Raw genomic sequence first — 21,600 nt, forward strand, 5'->3', positions numbered from 1 at the left:
TAAAAAAATAATCTATTTATATTATATAAAACAATCTCCATTTTATGAATAAAAAAAAAAATACCCATTCAATAATAAAAAAGAACGAAACTCCATTAATGGAGCAATATAATGATATAAAATCTAAATATATAGATAGTATTTTATTATTTCAAGTAGGAGAATTTTATGAAATTTTTGGACAAGATGCAATTATTTGTTCTAAAATATTAAATATTGTTTTAACAAAACGATCAAATAATAATATTAAATTAGCTGGATTTCCATGTCATTCATTATCAACATTTTTACCAAAATTAATACAATCTGGATATCGTGTTGCTATTTGTGATCAAATAGAAACAAAAAAAGGCAAACATATAGTAAAAAGAGGTGTTACACAAATAGTAACTCCTGGTGTTATACTTGATGAAAATATTTTAAATAGAAAATCTAATAATTTTTTAGCATCTATATTTTTAAATAATAATAATATTGGATTAAGTTTTATAGATATTTCTACTGGAGAATTTTTTATAACAGAAGATACTCAAATTAATCTTTTACAATATTTAGAACGTTTTAAGCCAAGTGAAATTATTTTTCAAAAAACAGATCAACAATTATATAAAAAATTATTAAAATATCATTATTATACATATCCTATAGAAAATTGGATGTTTGATTATTCCTTGTCTTATGAAAAATTAACAGATCATTTTAAAACTAATTCATTAAAAGGATTTGGAATAGAAAATATGAAATTAGGAATAATAGCTTCTGGATCAATATTAAATTATTTATATAATAATCAATATACACAATTACATCATATTAATCATATAAAAAAAATTAAAAAAGAAAATCATATGTGGATTGATGATTTTACTTTTAAAAGTTTAGAAATATTTAATAGTCAAAATAAACAAGGCATATCTTTATTAGATGTAATTGATCAGACATTAACTCCTATGGGGAGTAGATTATTAAAACATTGGATATCTTTTCCATTAAAAAATATTTTACAAATTAAACAACGTCAAAATACAGTAAAAGAATTATATCTTAATAAATCACTATTATATTTTATTAGAACCAAATTAAAAGATATTTATGATATAGAAAGAATAATTTCTAAAATATCTATTGGCAAAATATCACCAAGAGAAATATTAACATTACATAAATCTATAATTGGGATTATACAAATACGAAAAAAAATATTATCATATAATCAAAAGGATTATAATAATTTATGTAAAATTATATCGTCATTTCAAAATATAGAATTTATATCTAATAAAGTTGTAAATCTTTTTCAACCAAATCCTCCACATAATATAGATAAAGGAAATATAATTGCTAATGGTGTTTCTCAAGAATTAGATAAAATACGATTAATGTACTTATCTCAAAAAGAATATTTAAATAAATTATGTGAAATAGAAAAATTAAAAACAGGAATTTCAACTTTAAAAATTGGATATCATAATTTATTTGGATTTTATTTTGAAATTAAAACTACAAATAAAAAACAAATTCCATCTTATTGGATCCTAAAACAAACATTAAGTAATGCTAAAAGATATATAACTGAAAAATTAAAAATTTTTGAACATAATATTTTAAATGCAGAACAAAAAATTATTTCTATAGAAAAAGAAATTTTTTATAACATAATTCAAAAAATGACAAAAGAAATTAAACCTTTACAAAAAAATGCAAAATTAATATCTGAATTAGATGTATTATGTTCTTTTTCTAAATCTGCATTAGATAATAATTATGAAAAACCAAATATTGATAATTCTTTAAAATTTTTTATAAAAGAAGGAAGACATCCAGTTATTGAAAAACAATTCCAATCTAAAATAGATTATATACCAAATGATATAATTTTAGATAAAAAAAAGCAACAAATTATGATTATAACTGGCCCTAACATGTCAGGAAAATCAGCTGTTTTACGACAAACTGCTATTATTATATTAATGGCACATATTGGTAGTTTTATTCCTGCTAAATATGCACAAATTGGATTAATAGATAGTTTATTTAGTAGAGTAGGTGCATCTGATAATATTTCTTTAGGAGAATCTACTTTTATGGTAGAAATGAATGAAACAGCAAATATATTAAACAATATTTCTAAAAGAAGTTTCATTATTTTAGATGAAATTGGAAGAGGAACTAGTACATATGATGGAATTTCAATAGCATGGGCAATTATTGAATTTTTACATCAAAAAGATTTAAAACCTCTTACACTATTTGCAACTCATTATCATGAATTAAATAATATAAATAATTATTTAAAAAGAACAAAAATATTTCATATTTCTATTAAAAAAAATCAGAATAATATTATTTTTATGCGCAAATTAATTTCTGGTGGATCTGAACATAGTTATGGAATTTATGTAGCAAAAAAATCTGGTATGCCTATATCAATAGTAATAAGAGCTAATGAATTACTAAAACAATTTACAAAAACAAAAAATTTTTTAAAAAAAAATACAATCAATGAGATTACTTTGGATGATATATATAAAAAAAAATGTCTTTTTTTGTTAAAAAAAATAATATATTGTTTACATTCAATAAAAAATATTAATAATATAACTACAGAAACCGCACATATTAAAATACAAGAAATAATAAATTTATTTAATAATAATTTGCGAGAATAGCTCAGTTGGTAGAGTACAACCTTGCCAAGGTTGGGGTCGCGGGTTCGAATCCCGTTTCTCGCTTTTATAAATGCCCAGGTGGTGGAACAGGTAGACACACAGGACTTAAAATCCTGTGATCATTATCGATCGTACGGGTTCAAATCCCGTCCTGGGTACTTTTAGAATTAAAATAATTTGGAGATTCTTTAGTTATGCTGACGCTATGTGGATGATTTTCTTTTAATCCAGAATTAGTAATTTTTACAAATCTTCCTTTTTTCATTAATTCTTGAATAGTAGTGACTCCACAATATCCCATTCCAGAACGTAATCCTCCACAAATTTGATAAATTATATCTTTAATTTTTCCTCTATAAGGAACTCTTGCTTCTATTCCTTCTGGTACATATTTTTCATTAAAATGTAAATATCTATCTTTACTTCCTCGATTCATAGCAATTAGAGACCCCATTCCTACATAAGTTTTAAATTTTCTACCTTGATAAATAATTTCTTCACCAGGAGCTTCATCTGTTCCAGCAAATAAACTACCAATCATTACAGCACTGGATCCTGCAGCAATAGCTTTAACAATATCACCAGAATATCTTATTCCTCCATCAGAAATGACATTAACATTTTTATCTTTAGCATATTTACAAACATCAAGTATAGCAGTAATTTGTGGCATTCCTACTCCAGAAATAACTCGTGTAGTACAAATAGATCCAGATCCAATTCCAACTTTTACAATTGTTGTTCCAACATCAATCATTTCTTTAGCACCTTCCATTGTGACTATATTTCCAGCAATTAATACAAGTTGTGGAAAATTATTTTTGATTTTTTTAATCATATCTAATACACATTTAGAATGTCCATGTGCTGAATCAATAGATATTATATCTACACCTTCTTTTACTAAAGAATCTATTCTCTCTAAAGAATTTTTTTCTATTCCTATTGCAGCTCCTACTCGTAAACGACCTTTAGAATCTTTACATGCATTTGGATATTTAATTATATTATCAATATCTTTAATAGTTACTAATCCAACTAACTTTTTAAAGTTATCTACAAGTGGTAATTTTTCTACTTTTTCTGTTAATAATATTTTTTTAGCTTTTTCTAAAGTAATATTTTTATTAGATACAATTAATTTATTTTTTGTCATAACATTTTCTACTAAAGAATTAATATCCATTCTATATTTTATATCTCTTTTAGTTATTATTCCTATTAATGTATTATCATTTTCAACAACAGGAAATCCAGAAATATGATGTTTTTTCATTAATAATTGAGCCTCATAAAGTGTAGAAAATCTTGATAAAGTAATAGGATCATCTATAATTCCACTTTCACTTCTTTTTACCAAAAAAACTTCTTTAGATTGATTTTGTATATTCATATTTTTATGAATAATACCAATTCCACCTTCTCTAGCTATTGAAATCGCTAGAGAAGATTCAGTTACAGTATCCATTGCTGCACTGATAATAGGAATATTCATTATTATATCAGATGTTAAATGAGTTTTTAAAGAAACTTCTGATGGAAGAATAGAAGAATAAGATGGTATTATAAGAACATCATCAAAAGTTAATGCTTCTTTTAAAATTTTATTTTTTATCATATAAAAATTGAATTTATAATATTCTTAATTATTAATTTTTAAAACTAAAAAAATATTTTAATTTTTTTTTGTTATATATATTTTTTCATTTAAAATTTTTATATAAATTTGCTTTGAATGAATATTAAATAATTTTATTAGAATAAAATATTATTAATTATGATCAAAAAATTAAAAATTACTATTATTACAATTTGTTTAGCATTATCTTTATTTGTAAGTAGTTGTAATAAATCTAAAAATGAAAATCCTCCTACAATAACTGAGGATGATAAAACTATTAATACAACAAATAATGAAAATACAACAAATGATAATACTACTACAACATCTCCATCTCCATCAAATTCTCTTGATGAAGAATCATCAAAAACTACTGATGAATCTTCTATCAATTCTGGCTCAAATAAAGATGAAAAAGATAAAATAAATAATACAACAAAAGAATCAGAAATAGAAGATAAAGAACATGAAAAAAATAGTAAATAATAATTATTATTTTATTGGTGATTATATTATAAGTTAGTTAGTTTAGTTATTAGTTATAAGTTAGTTTAATTAGTTAAGGTAATGTAAAATAGTGTAATGTAAGGTAAAGTAAATAATTCTTTTTCTTATCTCTTTTCTTTATTTTTACTTTTTTTATATTATTTTTGCTTTTTTACCTTTAAGTGATCTAATATAATAAATTTTTGATCTTCTTACTTTTATTTTTTTATTTATTTCTATTTTTTTGATGTTAGGTTGATAAAGATAAAATATTCTTTCTATTCCTATAGATCTACTTATTTTTCTAACAGTAAAAGTTTTTGTATATCCATTACCTTGTTTTTTAATAACAATTCCTTTAAAATTTTGAAGTCTTGTTTTTTCACCTTCTTTAATTTCAAAAAAAACAGTAATAATATATCCAGAATTAAAAAAAGGTATATTTTTTTTTAATTGATGTTTAAAATTATTTGACATATTATTTTATTTTATTTAAAATTTCTTTATATAATAAATGAACTCTAGTTTTATAAGGACTTTCTATATGTATTCTTATAATATTTTCAGTATTAGATTTTCTTATATGAATCCATTCTTTTGTTTTCAAAAAATTTATTTTTAATCCATCTTGAAAATTCATATTTTGGCCAATATATAATTGTTTTAATTTTGCTAAAATTTTATAAATATTTTTATTATTATCCAATTTAATTTTTTTCTTATACATATAATAATTAGGATATTTTTTTTTTAATTTTGTTAATGGAATTTTATCTAATTTAGCTATATAAGTTAAAAATAATGATATTCCTAATAATGCATCTCTTCCATAACGCAACGGAGGATAAATAATTCCACCATTTCCTTCTCCACCAATAACAGCATTTACTTGTTTCATTTTATTAATTACGTATACTTCTCCTACTGGTGTTGAATAATAAGGAACACCTTTCATAATAGATAAATCTTTTAATACTTGAGAAGAAGATAAAGTAGAAACAACTGGACCTAAATGATATTCTAAAATATAATCAGAAATTGATACTAATGTATATTCTTCTCCAAAAAAATTTCCATTTTCACAAATAAAAACTGCTCTATCAACATCTGGATCAACAGAAATACCTAAATCAGCATGCATTTTTGGAACCATTTCACAAATTTGTTTCAAATTTTTTTTTATAGGTTCAGGATCATGTGTAAAGATTCCATTAGGGGTACAATGTATTTTTATAACTTTAACTCCAAGTTCTTCTAATAACATTGGAATGGCTATTCCTCCTGTTGAATTAATTCCATCTACTACAATAGTAAATTTAAATTTTCTAATAATATTTTTATCTACTAATGGAAGAGATAAAATAGATTGTATATGTTTATAAATATAATTATTATCATATACACAATTACCCCATTTTTCATATGGAACAAAATGAATTTTTTTTTTTTTCACTATAATAGAAATTTGATTAAAATCTTTTTCAGATAAAAATTCTCCATTAGCATTAAATAATTTTAAACCATTCCAATTTTTTGGATTATGACTAGCAGTTAACATTACCCCTCCATCTACTTTTTCATTTAAAATAGCAAAACCAACAGTAGGTGTAGTAGTAAGTCCAATATCAATAATATTTATACCAAAATGTTTAAAAATAATAATAATAAATGTTTGAAATGATATTGAGGTTATTCTACCATCTCTTCCTAAAATAATACACAATTTATGTTTTCGTTTTCTTTTTAACCATGTAGAATATCCTGCTGCAAAATTCATAATTTCTATAAGAGTAAAATTTTTATTGATTTCTCCTCCTAATGTTCCTCTTATCCCAGATAAAGTTGTTACAAGTGTCAAAAATAATTGGATTTTAATATACAAAAATAAACAAAAAATTTTTAAAAAATCAAGAATATTTATTATTGAGACAAATAAATCTTAAAAATATATAATTGGTATAACAATTATTATTACAGTAATTATATTAATAATATATTATTATGAAATATGAATATTTTTAATAAAAAAATTAATATTTATAATGTATTTATTTTGCATGGCATGAATAATATATAACAAAATTGTTTATATAAATTATTTTAGTTTATTATTTATTTTACTTATAAATTTATCAAAAAAAATTATTTTTTTAGACTAAATTCAACATTATATATTGTATTATATTATTTATTTTAATCCAAAAAAAAGAAAAAATTTAAATAATAATAACACTACTAAACAAATATTGTATTTTATCATTTTTAAACTGTTTACAAAATTATTTTGATTAATAAGATAAGACCAACCCCCCCCCATATAAAATTCAATTTTAATTAACTTAATTAGGAGGTATAGAATCATCAATAAAACTATCATTACTATTAACAACCAATTTATTATCATTATTATGTATTATTTTTTTTGAAAATAATGATGATTCATTATTATTTTCCAAATCAATAAATTTTGATTGATTACTAATAAATTTAAGACGAAATTTATCTAATCCTCCATTTCTATGCTTAGATAAAATAATTTCTGCTTGACCTATACAAGATTCTTTTCCATATGTATCCCATGTATCAAATCCATAATATTCAGGTCTATAAATAAATAATACAAGATCTGCATCTTGTTCTATAGAACCTGATTCACGTAAATCCGAAAGTATAGGTCTTTTTCTTCCACTTCTCATTTCAACTGCTCTAGATAATTGCGATAATGCTATAATTGGAATATCTAATTCTTTTGCTATTGATTTTAAACTTCTAGAAATAATTGAAATTTCTTGTTCTCTATTTCTTATTACAAAATTAGAAGGATTATCATGAATACCCATTAATTGCATATAATCTAAACATACTAATTTGATTCCATGTTTAGAAATTAAATGACGACATTTTGCCCGAAAATTAAATAAAGATAAGGATGGAGTATCATCAATAAGTAAGGCAGATTCTTTTAATTTTTTTGTTTTATAAAATAAATATTTCCAATCTAAATCTGAAAGATTAGACTTTTTTAATTTATCTGATGAGATTCCAGTTTCTGAAGCAATTAATCTTATTATCAATTGAATAGAAGACATTTCTAATGAAAAAACTGCAACTGGAATATTTTGATCTAATATGATATTTCTAATAATAGATAACATAAAAGTTGTTTTTCCCATTCCTGGTCTAGATGCTAATATAATTAAATCTGAATTCTGAAATCCAGAAGTAATTTTATCTAAATAATAAAATCCAGAAGAAATACCACTTAATCCATTTTTATTTTTTCCTATTTTTTTTATTTTATTAATTGCTTGTATAATAAGTGATCGTGTATTTTCATATTTTTTTTTATTTAAATATTTTTGATTAATATCAAATAATTCAGATTCTGCTTTATCCAATAATTCAAAAACATCAGTGTCTTCATTATAACAATGTTCTATAATATTTGAAGATATATTAATTAATTTTCGTAATAAAAATTTTTGCAGAATTATACGGCTATGATATTCTACATGAGCAGAAGAAATTACTTTTTGTGTTAATTCTATTAAATATAATTCTCCACCTATAAAACTTAATTTACCTTCTTTACGTAGTTTATTAGAAACAGTATATAAATCAATTGGATTAGAATTATGATATAAATCTTGAATAGATTTAAATATATATTGATGTTTTTTTTTATAAAAAACTTCAGGAAAAATTAGATTCATTATTTCATGCAATCCTTGTTTATCAATCATGATTGATCCTAATATAATTTTTTCTAAATCAATAGATTGAGGTGGAATTTTTCCTTTTTGAAGAAAATGGGAATCATTCATACTGATTATGCTCAAATTTATAAAGTAATAAATATTTTGAAATAAAAAAATAAATGAATAATTCCAAAAAACAATTATTAATATATTTTAATTATCGTAATATCCTATAGATATATATTTTGTTTTTCTATTTTTAATTAATTTATCTATTTGTATAGAAGATAATTCTTTATAATATTCGATAATTTTTTCCTTTATAGCTAAATAGGCTTCATTAGGACAAAAATGTGCTCCTCCTAAAGGTTCTTTAATAATATCATCTATAAGATTTAAGTTTTGCATATCATAAGAAGTTAATTTTAAAGATTTAGCAGCATTTTCTTTATGTTTCCAATCACCCCAAAGTATCGTAGAACAACTTTCAGGAGAAATTACAGAAAACCATGAATTTTCCATCATAGATATTTTATCTCCTATTCCAATACCTAATGCACCTCCACTAGCTCCTTCCCCAATAATAAAAACTATTATAGGAACTTTTAAACACATCATTTCGCAAATATTATTTCCAATTGCTTCTCCTTGTCCTTTCTCTTCAGCTTCAATTCCTGGATACGCACCAGGAGTATCTATAAATGATACAATAGGTTTTTTAAATTTTTCTGCTAATTTCATTAAACGTAATGCTTTTCTATATCCTTCTGGATTAGGCATTCCAAATCTTCTATATTGTCTATCTTTGGTATTTTTCCCTTTTTGAGTTCCAACAAACATATATGTTATATCTTCTATTTTGCCAAATCCTCCTATTATAGCTTTATCATCTCCAATATGTCTATCTCCATGTAATTCTATAAATGATTCTTGTTTTGTAATAGATAATATATAATCTAACGAATATGGTCTATTTGGATGTCTAGATAATTGAACTCTTTGCCAAGGAGTAAGATTTTTATGTACATGTTTAATAGTTTCTTCTAATTTAAATTGCAATTGTAAACGAATTTTTTTCATATCAATTCCGCTTTGTTTTTCTATCATCATGCAATTAATATATTGATCCTGAATATTTTTTATAGGAAGTTCAAAATCTAAATATTCCATATTTAATATTTTATCGTATAAAAGATGTAATATATTCTTTATTAAGAAAAGAAATATTTTCAGTAGAAATTCCTTTTGGACAATCTATTTCACATGCCATAGTATTTGTACAACTTCCAAACCCTTCTTCATCCATTTTTTGGACCATATCTAATACTCTTTTTTTTCTTTCTATTTTTCCTTGTGGTAATAAGGCTAAATGAGAAATTTTAGCTGCAACAAACAACATTGCAGATTTATTTTTACATGTTGCAATACAAGCGCCACAACCAATACAAGATGCAGAATCAAAGGCTTTATCTGCATCAGATTTAGCAATAGGAATTAAATTGCCATCTATAGTATGCCCAAATGTTCCAACTGAAATAAATCCTCCAGACATCATAATTCTATCTAAAGAAGATCTGTCTACTATTAAATCTTGAATTATTGGAAATGATTTTGCTCTCCAAGGTTCAACATAAATGATTTCATCATTGCAAAAATTTCTCATATGTAACTGACAAGTAGTTGCAAGATTTTCAGGGCCATGAGCTCTTCCATTAATATATAAAGAACACATGCCACAAATACCTTCACGACAATCATGATCAAAAGCAATTGGAAATTCTTTTTTTTCTAATAAAATATTATTATTCAATATATCTAACATTTCTAAAAATGAACTATCAGGAGAAATATCATAAATTTTATATGTTTTAAAATAGCCATTTGACTTGTTATTTTTTTGCCTCCATACTTTTAACGTAAAATTAAGAGATTTTTTTGCTTTCATAAATCTATTTTTTATACATAAGAACGAGTCTTTAACTTTACAAAGTTGAATATTAAATTTTCTTTATGCATTATTTCTTCTTTAATTGATTTATTTTGTTGATATTCCCATATAGAAACATATTTATAATTTTCATCATTTCTCATAGATTCTCCATCTTTTGTTTGATATTCTTCTCTAAAATGACTTCCACAAGATTCGTTTCTATTTACAGCATCCATAGCCATTAATTCACTTAATTCTAAAAAATCTGCAATTCTTATCGCTTTTTCTAATTCGTAATTCATCCCATCTTGAATATTACCTGGAACAAAAATATTGTTCCAAAAAATATTTTTTAATTCTTTTATTTTTGTTATCGCTTTGTATAAACCTTTTTTATTTCTACTCATTCCAACATATTTCCACATTATATGTCCAAGATTTTTATGAATATAATCAACAGAAATATTTCCTTTTTTAGATAAAATTTTTAAAATGTTATTGTAAACTTGTTTTTCTGATTTTTTAAATTCTTCATGATCAGTAGATATTGTATTGTTTTTATTTAAAAATTGAGATAAATAATCAGATATAGTATAAGGGATAATAAAGTATCCATCTGCTAATCCCTGCATTAATGCAGATGCTCCAAGTCTATTAGCTCCATGATCAGAAAAATTAGCTTCACCTATCACATAACATCCTGGGATAGTTGACATTAAATTATAATCTACCCATAATCCTCCCATAGTATAATGAGCCGCAGGATAAATTTTCATAGGAATATCATATGGATTATCTCCAGTAATTCTTTCATACATATGAAATAAATTTCCATATTTTGATTCTAAAATTTTTTTACCATAATATTTTATTTGTTTTTCACTAGGATTTGTAATTCCTAATTCCTTACTTTTTTCTAATCCATAAAAATTGATAGAATGATAAAAATCTAAAAAAACACCTTCCATTGTATCATTATTTTCAATTCCAAATCCTGCATCACATCTTTCTTTTGCAGAACGAGATGCAATATCTCTTGGCACTAAATTTCCAAATGAAGGATATTTTCTTTCAAGAAAATAATCTCTATTTTTTTCTGGTATATTTTGAGTATATTGTTTACCATTTCTTATATTAATAGCATCTTCAATGTTTTTTGGAACCCAAATTCTTCCATCATTTCTCAATGATTCAGACATTAATGTTAATTTAGATTGAAAATTACCATGAATTGGAATACATGTTGGATGAATTTGTGTATAACATGGATTAGCAAATCCAGCTCCTTTTTTATGAACCCTCCAAATAGCGCTAGCATTAGATCCCATTGCATTAGTAGATAAAAAAAATACATTACTATATCCTCCAGATGCAATAATTACGGTATGTGCTGCATGTCTTTCAAGTTTTCCAGAAACTAAATTTCTAGTAATAATACCTCTTGCTACTCCATCTATTACTACTAAATCCATCATTTCATGACGATTATACATTATTATTCTACCTTTTCCAATTTGTCTAACCATTGCTGAATAAGATGCAAGTAATAATTGTTGACCAGTTTGTCCTTTGGCATAAAATGTTCTAGAAACTTTAGTCCCTCCAAAAGATCGATTTTCTAAATATCCAGCATAATCTCTAGCAAATGGAACCCCTTGTGCAACACATTGATCTATAATACTTGAAGAAATTTCTGCTAAGCGATATACATTTGCTTCACGTGATCTATAATCACCTCCTTTAATAGTGTCATAAAATAATCTATCAATTGAATCATTATCTCCTTTATAATTTTTTGCGGCATTAATTCCACCTTGAGCTGCAACAGAATGAGCTCTTCTAGGAGAATCTTGATAACAAAAAACTTTAACTCTATATCCTAATTCAGCTAAAGATGAAGATGCTGATGCCCCTGCTAATCCAGATCCTACAATAATAATATCTAAATGCTTACGATTTTGAGGAGATATTACTTCTAAAGTAGATTTATAATTATGCCATTTTTCATTTAATGATCCAACTGGAATTTTAGAATCTATTTTATAAGATATTTTCATAAAATCAATTATGAATCAAACAAACAAAACCAAATAGCAATAAAAGAAAAACCTAAACATATAAACCAAAAATAATAAAATCCAAATTTTTTAATCCATAAAAAGTTTTTTTTATTAGATAATCCTAATGATTGAAAAGATGATGTAAATCCATGATTCAAATGCAGACCTAAAATAAAAAAAGAAAATATATATATAAATGTATATATAGGATATTTAAATAATGTAGTAACTATTTGATAATCTGATATTACTCCTTTAATATTATTATAATATCTCATTGGAATTGTAAAATTTATTAAATGTAATATTAAAAATCCTAATATTAACAATCCTGTATATATCATATTTCTACTACTAAATGTTGTTATATATTGTTTCATGGAATAATCGATACTATCTTTTGCTAAATTATTTTTTATATGCAATTTAATACCAAAAATAATATGAATTACAAATCCTAACGCTAGAATAAATTCTAAAATTTTTATGCACAAATTATTTCTCATAAAAAAAACTACATTATTAAATGATGTTTCTCCATTAAAAAGAAATAAATTGATACTTAAATGTAATAATAAAAATAACATAAGAAATATACCAGTTATTCCCATTATTACTTTTTTACCTATAGAAGATCTAAAAAAATGAAAAATCATCTATCAAATATATTTAATTTTTTATTTTTATAAAAGCATCTATTAATAAATCAATATCTTTTTTTTCATTAAAAAAACCAAAAGAAATTCTTATTGGAGTCATTTTTCTTAAAAATTTTTTATCAGCAATATATTGTATTACATGAGATACTTGTTTTACATTATATGAATTACATGAACTTCCTTTAGAAATTGCTACACCCATTAAATCTAAATGAAAATAAAGTAAATGATCCTTTTTTGGATAAAAAATATTTAATATAGATGGTATACTTTGATTTGTATCGGATAATCCATTAAACACAATATTTGGAATATTTTTTTTTAATTCTGAAATACAATACCATTTTAATTCTTTCATTTTTTTTGCATAATTATAAAAACTACATGATGATAAATTTAAAGCCTCTGATAATCCAATAATACCATACATATTTTCTGTACCAGGACGAATACCATATTCTTGATATCCACCTGTTATTAATGGTTTCATTTGTTTTATTAATTCTTTTCTAATAAAAATAAAACCAATACCTTTTGGACCGTAAAATTTATGTGCACTAGCCGTTGCAAAATCAAAGGGAGCAAATTTCATATTTATTGGATAATTACCTATTATTTGAATAGTATCAGAATGAAAATAGGCATTATATTTTTTACATAAATTTCCAACACTATCAATATCTAATAAATTGCCTATTTCATTATTAGCATGCATTAAACTAACGAGAATTCGTTTATTATAATATTTTTTCAATTTTTTTTCTAAATCATTTAAATCTAAACTACCCTTATTATCAATATGTATAAATTCCACATATACATTATACTTTGAGGATAAATCTAAAATTGTTTTCAATACTGAAACATGCTCTATAGGTGATGTTAAAATATATTGTATTTTTAAATATAAAACAGACGATCTTAATATCAGATTATTTGATTCTGTTCCCCCAGATGTAAAAATAATTTCAGATGGATAAGAATTAATATTTTTAGATATTTTGAGTCTAGATTCTTCAATTATAGATTTAGATCTTCTACCATAACTATGTTGTATCGATGATGGATTTCCAAATGAATTATCTTTTAAAGCATTTACCATAACTTGTATAACCTCTTTTTTAAGCGGAGTCGTCGCTGCATTATCTAAGTAAGCAATTTTCATAAAGTAAAAACATAAAAAATTGATTTCAAAAAAATATAATAATTATATATAAAAAAAATAATTAAATATTACATTCATACCTAATCTATCATAATATAAATTATAACTTATGTTTTTTACTTTACTGTTATAAATTTAACTGTATATTTTGATAAGTTATCATGAAATTAATACAATCGTAATAAAGAAAAAGAAACGTATGAAAGATTCTATTACCTCATTCATTGATAAATATTTTCTTCATTTTAATGCACTTTCTTTATCCGAAGCTGCTAAAGCATACAAAAATCATATTCAAAATAATGGCAAAATGATGATAACTTTAGCAGGTGCTATGAGTACTGCAGAATTAGGAAAAATTTTAGCTGAAATGATTAGAAAAAATAAAGTCCATATTATTTCCTGTACTGGTGCTAATTTAGAAGAAGATGTTATGAATTTAATAGCACATTCACATTACAAAAAAATTTTAAATTATAGATTTTTAACTCCATTTGAAGAACAACAATTTTTAAAAAAAGGATTTAATCGAATAACAGATACTTGTATTCCAGAAAAAGAAGCTTTAAAAAGGTTTCAAAAATCTATCTTTAATATATGGAATATAGCTAAACAAAAATCTAAAAAATATTTTCCACATGAATATATTTATCAACTATTATTAGAACATCAATTAGAACCTTATGATATACAACCAAAAGATAGTTGGGTCTTAGAAGCGGCTAAAAAAAATTTACCACTGGTAGTACCAGGGTGGGAAGATAGTACAATTGGAAATATTTTTACTTCTTTTTGTATAAAAAAATTTTTTTCATCTTCTATTATGAAAACTGGAATAGAATATATGATTTATTTAGCAAAATGGTATCAACAAGAATCTAAAAAAAATAAAATAGGGTTTTTTCAAATAGGTGGTGGAATATCAGGCGATTTTCCTATTTGTGTAGTTCCTATGCTTGCACAAGATTTAGGACTTCATCAAACACCATTTTGGTCATATTATTGTCAAATTTCTGATTCTACTACGAGCTACGGATCTTATTCAGGAGCTGTTCCTAATGAAAAAATTACTTGGGGCAAATTAGATCAAAATACTCCAAAATTTATTATTGAATCAGATGCTACTATTGTTGCTCCACTAATTTTTGCATATGTATTAAATATGTAATTTATTTATTAATTTAATGAACTAAACTATAAACTAAATATATAATCATTTTATGAAAAATTCATATGATATTGTAATTATTGGCTCAGGTCCAGGTGGCTATGTATCTGCTATTAGAGCTAGTCAACTAGGATTTAGTATTGCTATTATAGAAAAAAATCAAAATTTAGGTGGGACTTGTTTAAATGTAGGATGTATTCCATCTAAATATTTATTACATTCTTCAAAATCTTTTTTTTTATCTAAAACAGAATATCACTCATATGGAATTATTTATGATAAGTTATATGTAGATTTCAAGAAAATGATGAAAAAAAAAGATCATATTATTAATAATCTTAATATAGGATTACAATTTTTAATGAAAAAAAATAAAATAGATATATATCATGGATTAGCTACTTTTAAAAATAAGAATTTAATATCTGTTACAATACAAAAAAATAATACTTCTATTAAGAAAGAAATTGAATTTAAATATTGCATAATAGCTACTGGATCTGAATCACAAAATTATCCTAATTTATCAACCAATAATAATAAAAGAATTTTATTTTCTAAAGATGCACTATCTATAAATACAATTCCAAATAGATTAATCGTTATTGGAGGAGGTGTTATTGGAATAGAATTAAGTTCAATTTATCAAAGATTAGGTAGTAAAGTGATTATTCTTGAGACAATGGATAAATTAATTTCAAATATGGATCATTCTTTAAGTGATTCAATCAAAAAAATATTAGAAAAAAAATCTATTCAAGTAGAAACTTCTTTATTGATTGATAATATTGAAATATTGAAAGATAATACAGGAATATGCATATCTGTAATCAAAAAACATAATGGTGTAAAAAAAATGCATCATTATATAGGAGATTATTGTCTTTTATCTATAGGCAGAATTCCACATACCCAATATCTTAATTTGGATCAATTAGGAATTAAACAAGATGATAAAGGTTTTATTTTAGTTAATCAACATTTACAATGCACCACAGTTAATAATATTTATGCTATAGGTGACGTTATTGGAGGAAAAATGTTAGCACATAAAGCAGAAGAAGAAGGATTATATGTAATAGAATATTTAGCTGGCCAAAATCCAAATAAATTAAATTATAATCTAGTACCTACTGTTATATATACTTATCCTGAAGTATCTAGCGTTGGAAAAACTGAAGAAGAAGTTAAAAAGGAAAAAATAGAATATAACATGGGAATTTTTCCAATGAAAAATTTAGGAATATCAAAAATAATTGATAATGATAGTTTTAATCATTGTTTTGTAAAAATAATTTCTAAAAAATCTACAGATGAAATATTAGGAATTCATATGATAGGACCTAATGTTTCAGAAATGATTATGGAAGCTGCTATTGCAATGGAATTCAGAGCTTCTTCAGAAGATTTATATAGAATTTGTTATCCACATCCTACTTTTAGTGAGTCTATTAAAGAAGCTGCATTAATGACTTTTGCAAAAAAATCGATACATATCTAATTTGATAATCCAATTACACCATATTTCTTTTTAGTTATGATGTAAAAAATTTTTTTTCTTTATAAGATTTTCTTTTGTTTCCACATTTTGTTCATTTAAAATACAACAATTTACTGGACATACTGTTGCACATTGTGGAACATCATAAAAACCTATACATTCTGTACATTTATCAGGAACTATAAAATAATGATCCTGTTCTTTTGGATTTTGATAGATAGAATTTTTATTATCCTTTAATAAAGAAGTTCCTTCTGACATCCTCCATTTTGTACCACCTTCATAAATTGCATGATTAGGGCATTCTGGCTCACATGCGCCGCAATTAATACATTCTTTGGTAATTATTAGAGACATTTAATTGATTTATTTCTTTTTTCTTTTATTTTTTTTATTATCGTATTTTATTTCATCCATATTTTCCATGATTCTTCTGCTTGAATATGTAACATTTTTAATCCATTTCTAATAATAGCATTATATTGTTTACCTTTTTTTAAAAATACGGTTTCAATTGGATTATAAACTAAATCATATAAATAATGTTTATCAGTTAAATATTTATACGGAAATTTTGGAAAACATTGAATTAATGGATATGTTCCTACAGGAGTACAATTTATAATAATTTTATACATATTTAAAAGTTTTTGATTTACATCTTCATATGATAAATAATTATTATTTTTTTTATTTCTAGAAATCCATTTATGTGGAATATTTAACTTTTCTAATACAAATGCAACAGATAATGATGCCCCACCAGTTCCTAATATTAATGCTTTTATAATATTATTTGTTGTGATTCTGCTGTAGCATAACTGTTTATGTTTGTTGAGATCTTCCATAAAAGAACGTTCAAATCCTATTATATCCGTATTATATCCAACAAGATATTTTTTATTTTTAATAATTTTGATTTTTACAACATTAACAGAACCTATTTTAGCTGATTCTTCACTAAGATCATCTAAAAATGGAATAATTGTTTTTTTATATGGAATAGTTACATTAAATCCTTTTAAATTTGGAATTTTTAAAATACATGAAATTTTATTAATATTAGAGATATCAAAAATCTCATAATTAGCATAATTAATAGATTCTATATGAAATTTTTTTATAAAAAAATCTTTGGAAAAGGAATAAGATATATCTTTTCCTACCAATCCAAATAAATATGTTGTTTTCAACAAAATTGTTTTATTCTTCTTTTAATTGTTTTATTTTTTCTCTGTATATAGCTCTTAAAATTTCATTTCTACGATATTCAGAAGGCTTTATAAATTGTTGTTTTTCTTTTAATTCCTTTAACACTTTTGTTTTATCAAATTTTTTTTTGCTTTTTTTTAAAGCTTTTTCAATAGATTCTCCTTCTCTTACAGTTGTAATTAATATCATAAATATTATAATAATGACGAAATATAGTGGACACTATCGGATTTGAACCGACGACCTCTACTCTGTCAAAATAGTGCTCTTACCCTACTGAGCTAAATGTCCATAATATTACTAATTTTAACAAAATTAAATATTTTTTCATGATTCACAAAACATAAAAATATGTCTTTTCATGTATTTGAAAAATCTATAGTAAACTTAGGTATAAGTTCACATAAATATCAATTATTTAATATTGAATTAAATATACGTACATATGAAGACTTAATTTTTTTCTATCCAAAAAAATATATTTATTCTCCTTTATTAAGGAATATATCAAAATTAAAATCTTATATAAATATTAATTCTATTCAAATACAAATCATAGGTATGGTAACAAAATTTGAAGAGATACAATATAATAAATTTAAAAAAAAAATATTAATAGCAAATTTAGAAGATAAAACAGGATTCATTGAATTAGTATGGTTTAAACAAATAAATTTTTTTAAAAAAAATATTAAAAAATATGCATTAATGTTAGTATCTGGTAAAATCAGTTGTTTTAGAGAAAAAATTCAAATTATTCATCCTGAAATTCAATATATTAATGATCATAATTATATATATAACCCTATATATCCTATTTATTATATTCCAAACAAATTGAAAAACTATGGCATCAATAATTCTTTTCTACGAAAAATATTAAGAAAATTGATAAAAGAATTAAAAAATGATTTAGATATAATAGATAAATTTTTAATTCATCAAAATAAGAACTTGATGAAAAGAACAGATGCTTTAATACAAATACATTTTCCACAATCATTAAAAATATTATCGCAAGCAAGATATAGAATGAAATTTGAAGAATTGTTTTTTTTAAAATTATCTCTTTTATCAAAAAACAAAACAAAAAATATTTCAGATAGTTATTCTTTTTCAAAATTAGGAAGTCATTTCGAAAAATTTTACAATTATTTTTTACCTTTTTCTTTAACAGAAGAACAAAAACGAGTGTTTAGAGAAATAAGACATGATCTTAAACAACCTAAACAAATGAATAGATTATTACAGGGAGATGTTGGATGTGGTAAGACTATAATTGCTATATTAGCTATGTTATTAGCATTAGATAATGGATTTCAATCTTGTTTAATGGTCCCAACTGAAGTATTAGCTATACAACATTATTCATATATTAAAAAAATGTTTATTGGAATTGGTATTAACATTGGATTATTAACCAGTTCTACACCTAAAAAAACTAAATATACTATATATAACGATATATTAACAGGAAAAATTTCAATTTTAATAGGAACTCATTCATTAATTCAAGAATCTATTAAATTTCACAATCTTGGATTAGCAATAATAGATGAACAACAAAGATTTGGAGTAGAACAAAGATCTAAAATATGGAGTAAAAATACAAAACCACCTCATATACTCATTATGACAGCTACTCCAATTCCACGAACTTTAGCAATGACAATGTATCATGACTTAAAAATCTCCATTATTAAAGACATACCGTTAAATAGAAAACCTATTATTACTATACATTTATTTAATAATAAAGATAGAAATAAAGTAATTAACATAATAAAACAACAAATTTTAATAGGAAGACAAGTATATATAGTTTATCCTATTATCAAACACACATCATCAAATAATCAATATAAAAGTTTAATGGTAGGGTATAAACTATTAAAAGATAAAATATTTCATAATATTAAAAATAAAATTGGAATTTTATATGGACAAATGAGTTATCATGAAAAAAATTTACAAATCAATCGATTTTTACGTGGAGAAACTAAAATTATGGTTTCCACTACAGTAATAGAAGTAGGAGTTGATGTTCCTAATGCATCAGTTATGTTAATTGAAAATGCAGATTGTTTTGGATTATCACAATTACATCAATTAAGAGGTAGAGTTGGTCGTGGCCCACATCAAAGTTATTGTATTATGATGACGGATAAAACAATTAATTTAGAAAGTTATTATAGAATTAGAATAATGTGTAAAACTCATGATGGATTAGAAATTGCTAAAGAAGATTTAAATTTGCGAGGAAGTGGAGATTTAACAGGAACTAAACAAAGTGGTAAAACTTCTTTAAAAATTGCAAATCTTATCAAAGATCAGGAATTAATGAACAAAATAATTCCAATTGTAAAAGATTTTGTGGATAAATATCCAAATTTTTTATCATATTATTATGTGATAAAAAATTACTTTTATAAAAATTATCAATCTTTTTGGAAACATATAGGATAAATTCACTTAATTAAGTTATTCATGACATTAATTGATTATTAATTATTAAATTCATACGATATACCCTTTTTTTTCATAAAAATTTAAAAAAACATTGTATAATAATGTTTTATATACATTATCTTTATCTACTAATGTAGATTATATTTTGGTATAATTAGTTTAAAAAAATTTATCAACTGATTATCAATAATAATCAAACTAATAAATTATATTAACGTATACAGATGATAAATTTTTATTATGAAATCAAAAATTTACAAAATAATTATACTTACATATAATTAACAATTTTAATATTATATATAAAATCAACTCACTCAATATGGAATACAATACTAGTCGTTTTCAATTGATTATTCCAGAATATGGACGAAATATTCATAAAATGATCGCTTACGCAATTAAAATTAAAGATAGAAAAAAAAGAAATCGTTGTGCATGGAGTATTATTAGATTAATGATTGTATCAAATACTCATCATTATGGTGGTGGTAATAATGGTAATAATGGTGGTAAAATAATTCCATTCTATCAACATAAATTATGGAATCAGTTATTAATTATGTCTAATTATAAATTAGATATTGATAGTCCTTTTCCTAAACCAAATTCAGACAAACAAATTAAAATATTTTGTAAAAAAGTAATATATCCAGAATATTTAACTAGCTTTAGATACTATGGAAAAATTATAAGATATATGATACCTATAGCAATTAAATGTAAAAATCAATATAAACAAGAAGGATTATTTTATGCTATAGCAAATACTATGAAAAAAAATTATTTAAGATGGAATAGAACTTTAGTAGAAGATCATGTTATTTTTAAAGATTTAAAACAACTTTCAAAAGGAAAAATATGTTTAATGAATAATACATATCCATTATTACAATGTTCTTATTTATTAAATCAAAGAAAAAATAAAAACTTTTTAAAAATAAAAAAAAGAATAACATAAT

18 protein-coding genes and 3 tRNA genes are annotated in these 21,600 nt (G+C 23.3%); 8 read left to right on the forward strand and 13 right to left on the reverse strand.

Going from position 1 to position 21,600, the window contains the following annotated elements; genetic code table 11:
* Positions 1-44 precede the first annotated feature (44 nt).
* From mutS to H0H38_RS02160, 3 genes are all read left to right on the forward strand, one after another.
* Positions 45-2,669: a DNA mismatch repair protein MutS gene (mutS, locus tag H0H38_RS02150; protein ID WP_185872657.1), complete on the forward strand. Its 2,625-nt coding sequence runs from the start codon at positions 45-47 to the stop codon at positions 2,667-2,669.
* Positions 2,660-2,732: transfer RNA gene (locus H0H38_RS02155), tRNA-Gly, on the forward strand. Before mutS ends, H0H38_RS02155 begins: the two co-directional genes overlap by 10 nt.
* Positions 2,733-2,741: 9 nt before the next feature.
* Positions 2,742-2,827: transfer RNA gene (locus H0H38_RS02160), tRNA-Leu, on the forward strand.
* Here the strand turns inward: H0H38_RS02160 and guaB are convergent.
* The gene (guaB, locus tag H0H38_RS02165; RefSeq protein ID WP_317168643.1) at positions 2,809-4,287 is read right to left on the reverse strand and encodes an IMP dehydrogenase; all 1,479 of its coding nucleotides are present in this window, start codon (positions 4,285-4,287) and stop codon (positions 2,809-2,811) included. The two genes, H0H38_RS02160 and guaB, sit on opposite strands and share 19 nt — an antisense overlap.
* Before the next feature lie 159 nt (positions 4,288-4,446).
* Between guaB and H0H38_RS02170 the strand changes: the two genes are divergently transcribed.
* Entirely contained in the window at positions 4,447-4,776 is a 330-nt protein-coding gene (locus tag H0H38_RS02170; RefSeq protein WP_185872658.1) for a hypothetical protein, read from the forward strand.
* Between the two features lie 153 nt (positions 4,777-4,929).
* Here the strand turns inward: H0H38_RS02170 and rplS are convergent, their stop codons facing one another.
* The 8 genes from rplS to H0H38_RS02210 all read right to left on the reverse strand — a co-directional run bounded on the left by rplS (position 4,930) and on the right by H0H38_RS02210 (position 14,288).
* On the reverse strand, positions 4,930-5,253 hold the full coding sequence (gene rplS, locus H0H38_RS02175; RefSeq protein ID WP_185872659.1) for a 50S ribosomal protein L19: 324 nt from the start codon (positions 5,251-5,253) through the stop codon (positions 4,930-4,932).
* 1 nt (position 5,254) lies between these two features.
* On the reverse strand, positions 5,255-6,634 hold the full coding sequence (gene glmM / locus H0H38_RS02180; RefSeq protein ID WP_185872660.1) for a phosphoglucosamine mutase: 1,380 nt from the start codon (positions 6,632-6,634) through the stop codon (positions 5,255-5,257).
* Between the two features lie 481 nt (positions 6,635-7,115).
* Positions 7,116-8,600 (reverse strand): replicative DNA helicase, encoded by a 1,485-nt coding sequence (gene dnaB / locus H0H38_RS02185; RefSeq protein WP_185872661.1) that lies wholly within the window; start codon positions 8,598-8,600, stop codon positions 7,116-7,118.
* 87 nt (positions 8,601-8,687) lie between these two features.
* On the reverse strand, positions 8,688-9,644 hold the full coding sequence (locus tag H0H38_RS02190) for an acetyl-CoA carboxylase carboxyltransferase subunit alpha (RefSeq protein WP_185872662.1): 957 nt from the start codon (positions 9,642-9,644) through the stop codon (positions 8,688-8,690).
* 10 nt (positions 9,645-9,654) lie between these two features.
* Positions 9,655-10,419 carry a succinate dehydrogenase/fumarate reductase iron-sulfur subunit gene (locus H0H38_RS02195; RefSeq protein ID WP_185872663.1) on the reverse strand — a complete coding sequence of 255 codons (765 nt, stop codon included), beginning with the start codon at positions 10,417-10,419 and terminating at the stop codon, positions 9,655-9,657.
* Between the two features lie 11 nt (positions 10,420-10,430).
* Complete coding sequence (locus H0H38_RS02200) at positions 10,431-12,461, reverse strand: fumarate reductase/succinate dehydrogenase flavoprotein subunit (protein ID WP_185872664.1); 2,031 nt, start codon at positions 12,459-12,461, stop codon at positions 10,431-10,433.
* A gap of 8 nt (positions 12,462-12,469) precedes the next feature.
* The gene (locus H0H38_RS02205; RefSeq protein WP_185872665.1) at positions 12,470-13,120 is read right to left on the reverse strand and encodes a succinate dehydrogenase; all 651 of its coding nucleotides are present in this window, start codon (positions 13,118-13,120) and stop codon (positions 12,470-12,472) included.
* Positions 13,121-13,133: 13 nt separating this feature from the next.
* Positions 13,134-14,288 carry a cysteine desulfurase family protein gene (locus H0H38_RS02210; protein ID WP_185872666.1) on the reverse strand — a complete coding sequence of 385 codons (1,155 nt, stop codon included), beginning with the start codon at positions 14,286-14,288 and terminating at the stop codon, positions 13,134-13,136.
* 199 nt (positions 14,289-14,487) lie between these two features.
* Here H0H38_RS02210 and H0H38_RS02215 point away from each other — a divergent pair, with 199 nt between their 5' ends.
* Positions 14,488-15,456, forward strand: coding sequence for a deoxyhypusine synthase family protein (locus H0H38_RS02215; RefSeq protein ID WP_185872667.1), 969 nt, complete (start codon positions 14,488-14,490; stop codon positions 15,454-15,456).
* Between the two features lie 52 nt (positions 15,457-15,508).
* Entirely contained in the window at positions 15,509-16,957 is a 1,449-nt protein-coding gene (lpdA, locus tag H0H38_RS02220) for a dihydrolipoyl dehydrogenase (RefSeq protein ID WP_185872668.1), read from the forward strand.
* A 30-nt stretch (positions 16,958-16,987) separates the two neighbouring features.
* On the opposite strand, the gene H0H38_RS02225 is transcribed toward lpdA, so the two are convergent.
* The 4 genes from H0H38_RS02225 to H0H38_RS02240 form a co-directional block, all read right to left on the reverse strand.
* Positions 16,988-17,314, reverse strand: a complete 327-nt coding sequence (locus H0H38_RS02225; protein ID WP_185872669.1) for a 4Fe-4S dicluster domain-containing protein — start codon at positions 17,312-17,314, stop codon at positions 16,988-16,990.
* A gap of 47 nt (positions 17,315-17,361) precedes the next feature.
* A complete protein-coding gene (locus tag H0H38_RS02230; RefSeq protein ID WP_238785391.1) occupies positions 17,362-18,153 on the reverse strand; it encodes a shikimate dehydrogenase family protein in 792 nt (263 codons plus the stop codon).
* 7 nt (positions 18,154-18,160) lie between these two features.
* Positions 18,161-18,358, reverse strand: a complete 198-nt coding sequence (gene rpsU, locus H0H38_RS02235; RefSeq protein ID WP_185872670.1) for a 30S ribosomal protein S21 — start codon at positions 18,356-18,358, stop codon at positions 18,161-18,163.
* A 27-nt stretch (positions 18,359-18,385) separates the two neighbouring features.
* Positions 18,386-18,460 (reverse strand) — tRNA-Val (locus H0H38_RS02240).
* 60 nt (positions 18,461-18,520) lie between these two features.
* Between H0H38_RS02240 and recG the strand changes: the two genes are divergently transcribed.
* Both recG and H0H38_RS02250 read left to right on the forward strand, forming a co-directional pair.
* Positions 18,521-20,635: an ATP-dependent DNA helicase RecG gene (recG, locus tag H0H38_RS02245; RefSeq protein ID WP_185872671.1), complete on the forward strand. Its 2,115-nt coding sequence runs from the start codon at positions 18,521-18,523 to the stop codon at positions 20,633-20,635.
* A 325-nt stretch (positions 20,636-20,960) separates the two neighbouring features.
* A complete protein-coding gene (locus tag H0H38_RS02250; RefSeq protein WP_185872672.1) occupies positions 20,961-21,599 on the forward strand; it encodes a DUF4290 domain-containing protein in 639 nt (212 codons plus the stop codon).
* The last annotated feature ends 1 nt before the right edge of the window (position 21,600 follow it).

Origin of the sequence: Blattabacterium cuenoti (genome assembly GCF_014252355.1) — a bacterium.
Classification (GTDB): domain Bacteria; phylum Bacteroidota; class Bacteroidia; order Flavobacteriales; family Blattabacteriaceae; genus Blattabacterium; species Blattabacterium cuenoti_AD.

Bases quoted from the DNA above. Each gene is read 5' to 3' on its own strand.
- mutS (WP_185872657.1), top strand. From the start codon at position 45: ATGAATAAAAAAAAAAATACCCATTCAATAATAAAAAAGAACGAAACT.
- guaB (WP_317168643.1), bottom strand. From the start codon at position 4,287: ATGATAAAAAATAAAATTTTAAAAGAAGCATTAACTTTTGATGATGTT.
- H0H38_RS02170 (WP_185872658.1), top strand. From the start codon at position 4,447: ATGATCAAAAAATTAAAAATTACTATTATTACAATTTGTTTAGCATTA.
- rplS (WP_185872659.1), bottom strand. From the start codon at position 5,253: ATGTCAAATAATTTTAAACATCAATTAAAAAAAAATATACCTTTTTTT.
- dnaB (WP_185872661.1), bottom strand. From the start codon at position 8,600: ATGAATGATTCCCATTTTCTTCAAAAAGGAAAAATTCCACCTCAATCT.
- H0H38_RS02190 (WP_185872662.1), bottom strand. From the start codon at position 9,644: ATGGAATATTTAGATTTTGAACTTCCTATAAAAAATATTCAGGATCAA.
- H0H38_RS02195 (WP_185872663.1), bottom strand. From the start codon at position 10,419: ATGAAAGCAAAAAAATCTCTTAATTTTACGTTAAAAGTATGGAGGCAA.
- H0H38_RS02200 (WP_185872664.1), bottom strand. From the start codon at position 12,461: ATGAAAATATCTTATAAAATAGATTCTAAAATTCCAGTTGGATCATTA.
- H0H38_RS02205 (WP_185872665.1), bottom strand. From the start codon at position 13,120: ATGATTTTTCATTTTTTTAGATCTTCTATAGGTAAAAAAGTAATAATG.
- H0H38_RS02210 (WP_185872666.1), bottom strand. From the start codon at position 14,288: ATGAAAATTGCTTACTTAGATAATGCAGCGACGACTCCGCTTAAAAAA.
- H0H38_RS02215 (WP_185872667.1), top strand. From the start codon at position 14,488: ATGAAAGATTCTATTACCTCATTCATTGATAAATATTTTCTTCATTTT.
- lpdA (WP_185872668.1), top strand. From the start codon at position 15,509: ATGAAAAATTCATATGATATTGTAATTATTGGCTCAGGTCCAGGTGGC.
- H0H38_RS02225 (WP_185872669.1), bottom strand. From the start codon at position 17,314: ATGTCTCTAATAATTACCAAAGAATGTATTAATTGCGGCGCATGTGAG.
- rpsU (WP_185872670.1), bottom strand. From the start codon at position 18,358: ATGATATTAATTACAACTGTAAGAGAAGGAGAATCTATTGAAAAAGCT.
- recG (WP_185872671.1), top strand. From the start codon at position 18,521: ATGTCTTTTCATGTATTTGAAAAATCTATAGTAAACTTAGGTATAAGT.
- H0H38_RS02250 (WP_185872672.1), top strand. From the start codon at position 20,961: ATGGAATACAATACTAGTCGTTTTCAATTGATTATTCCAGAATATGGA.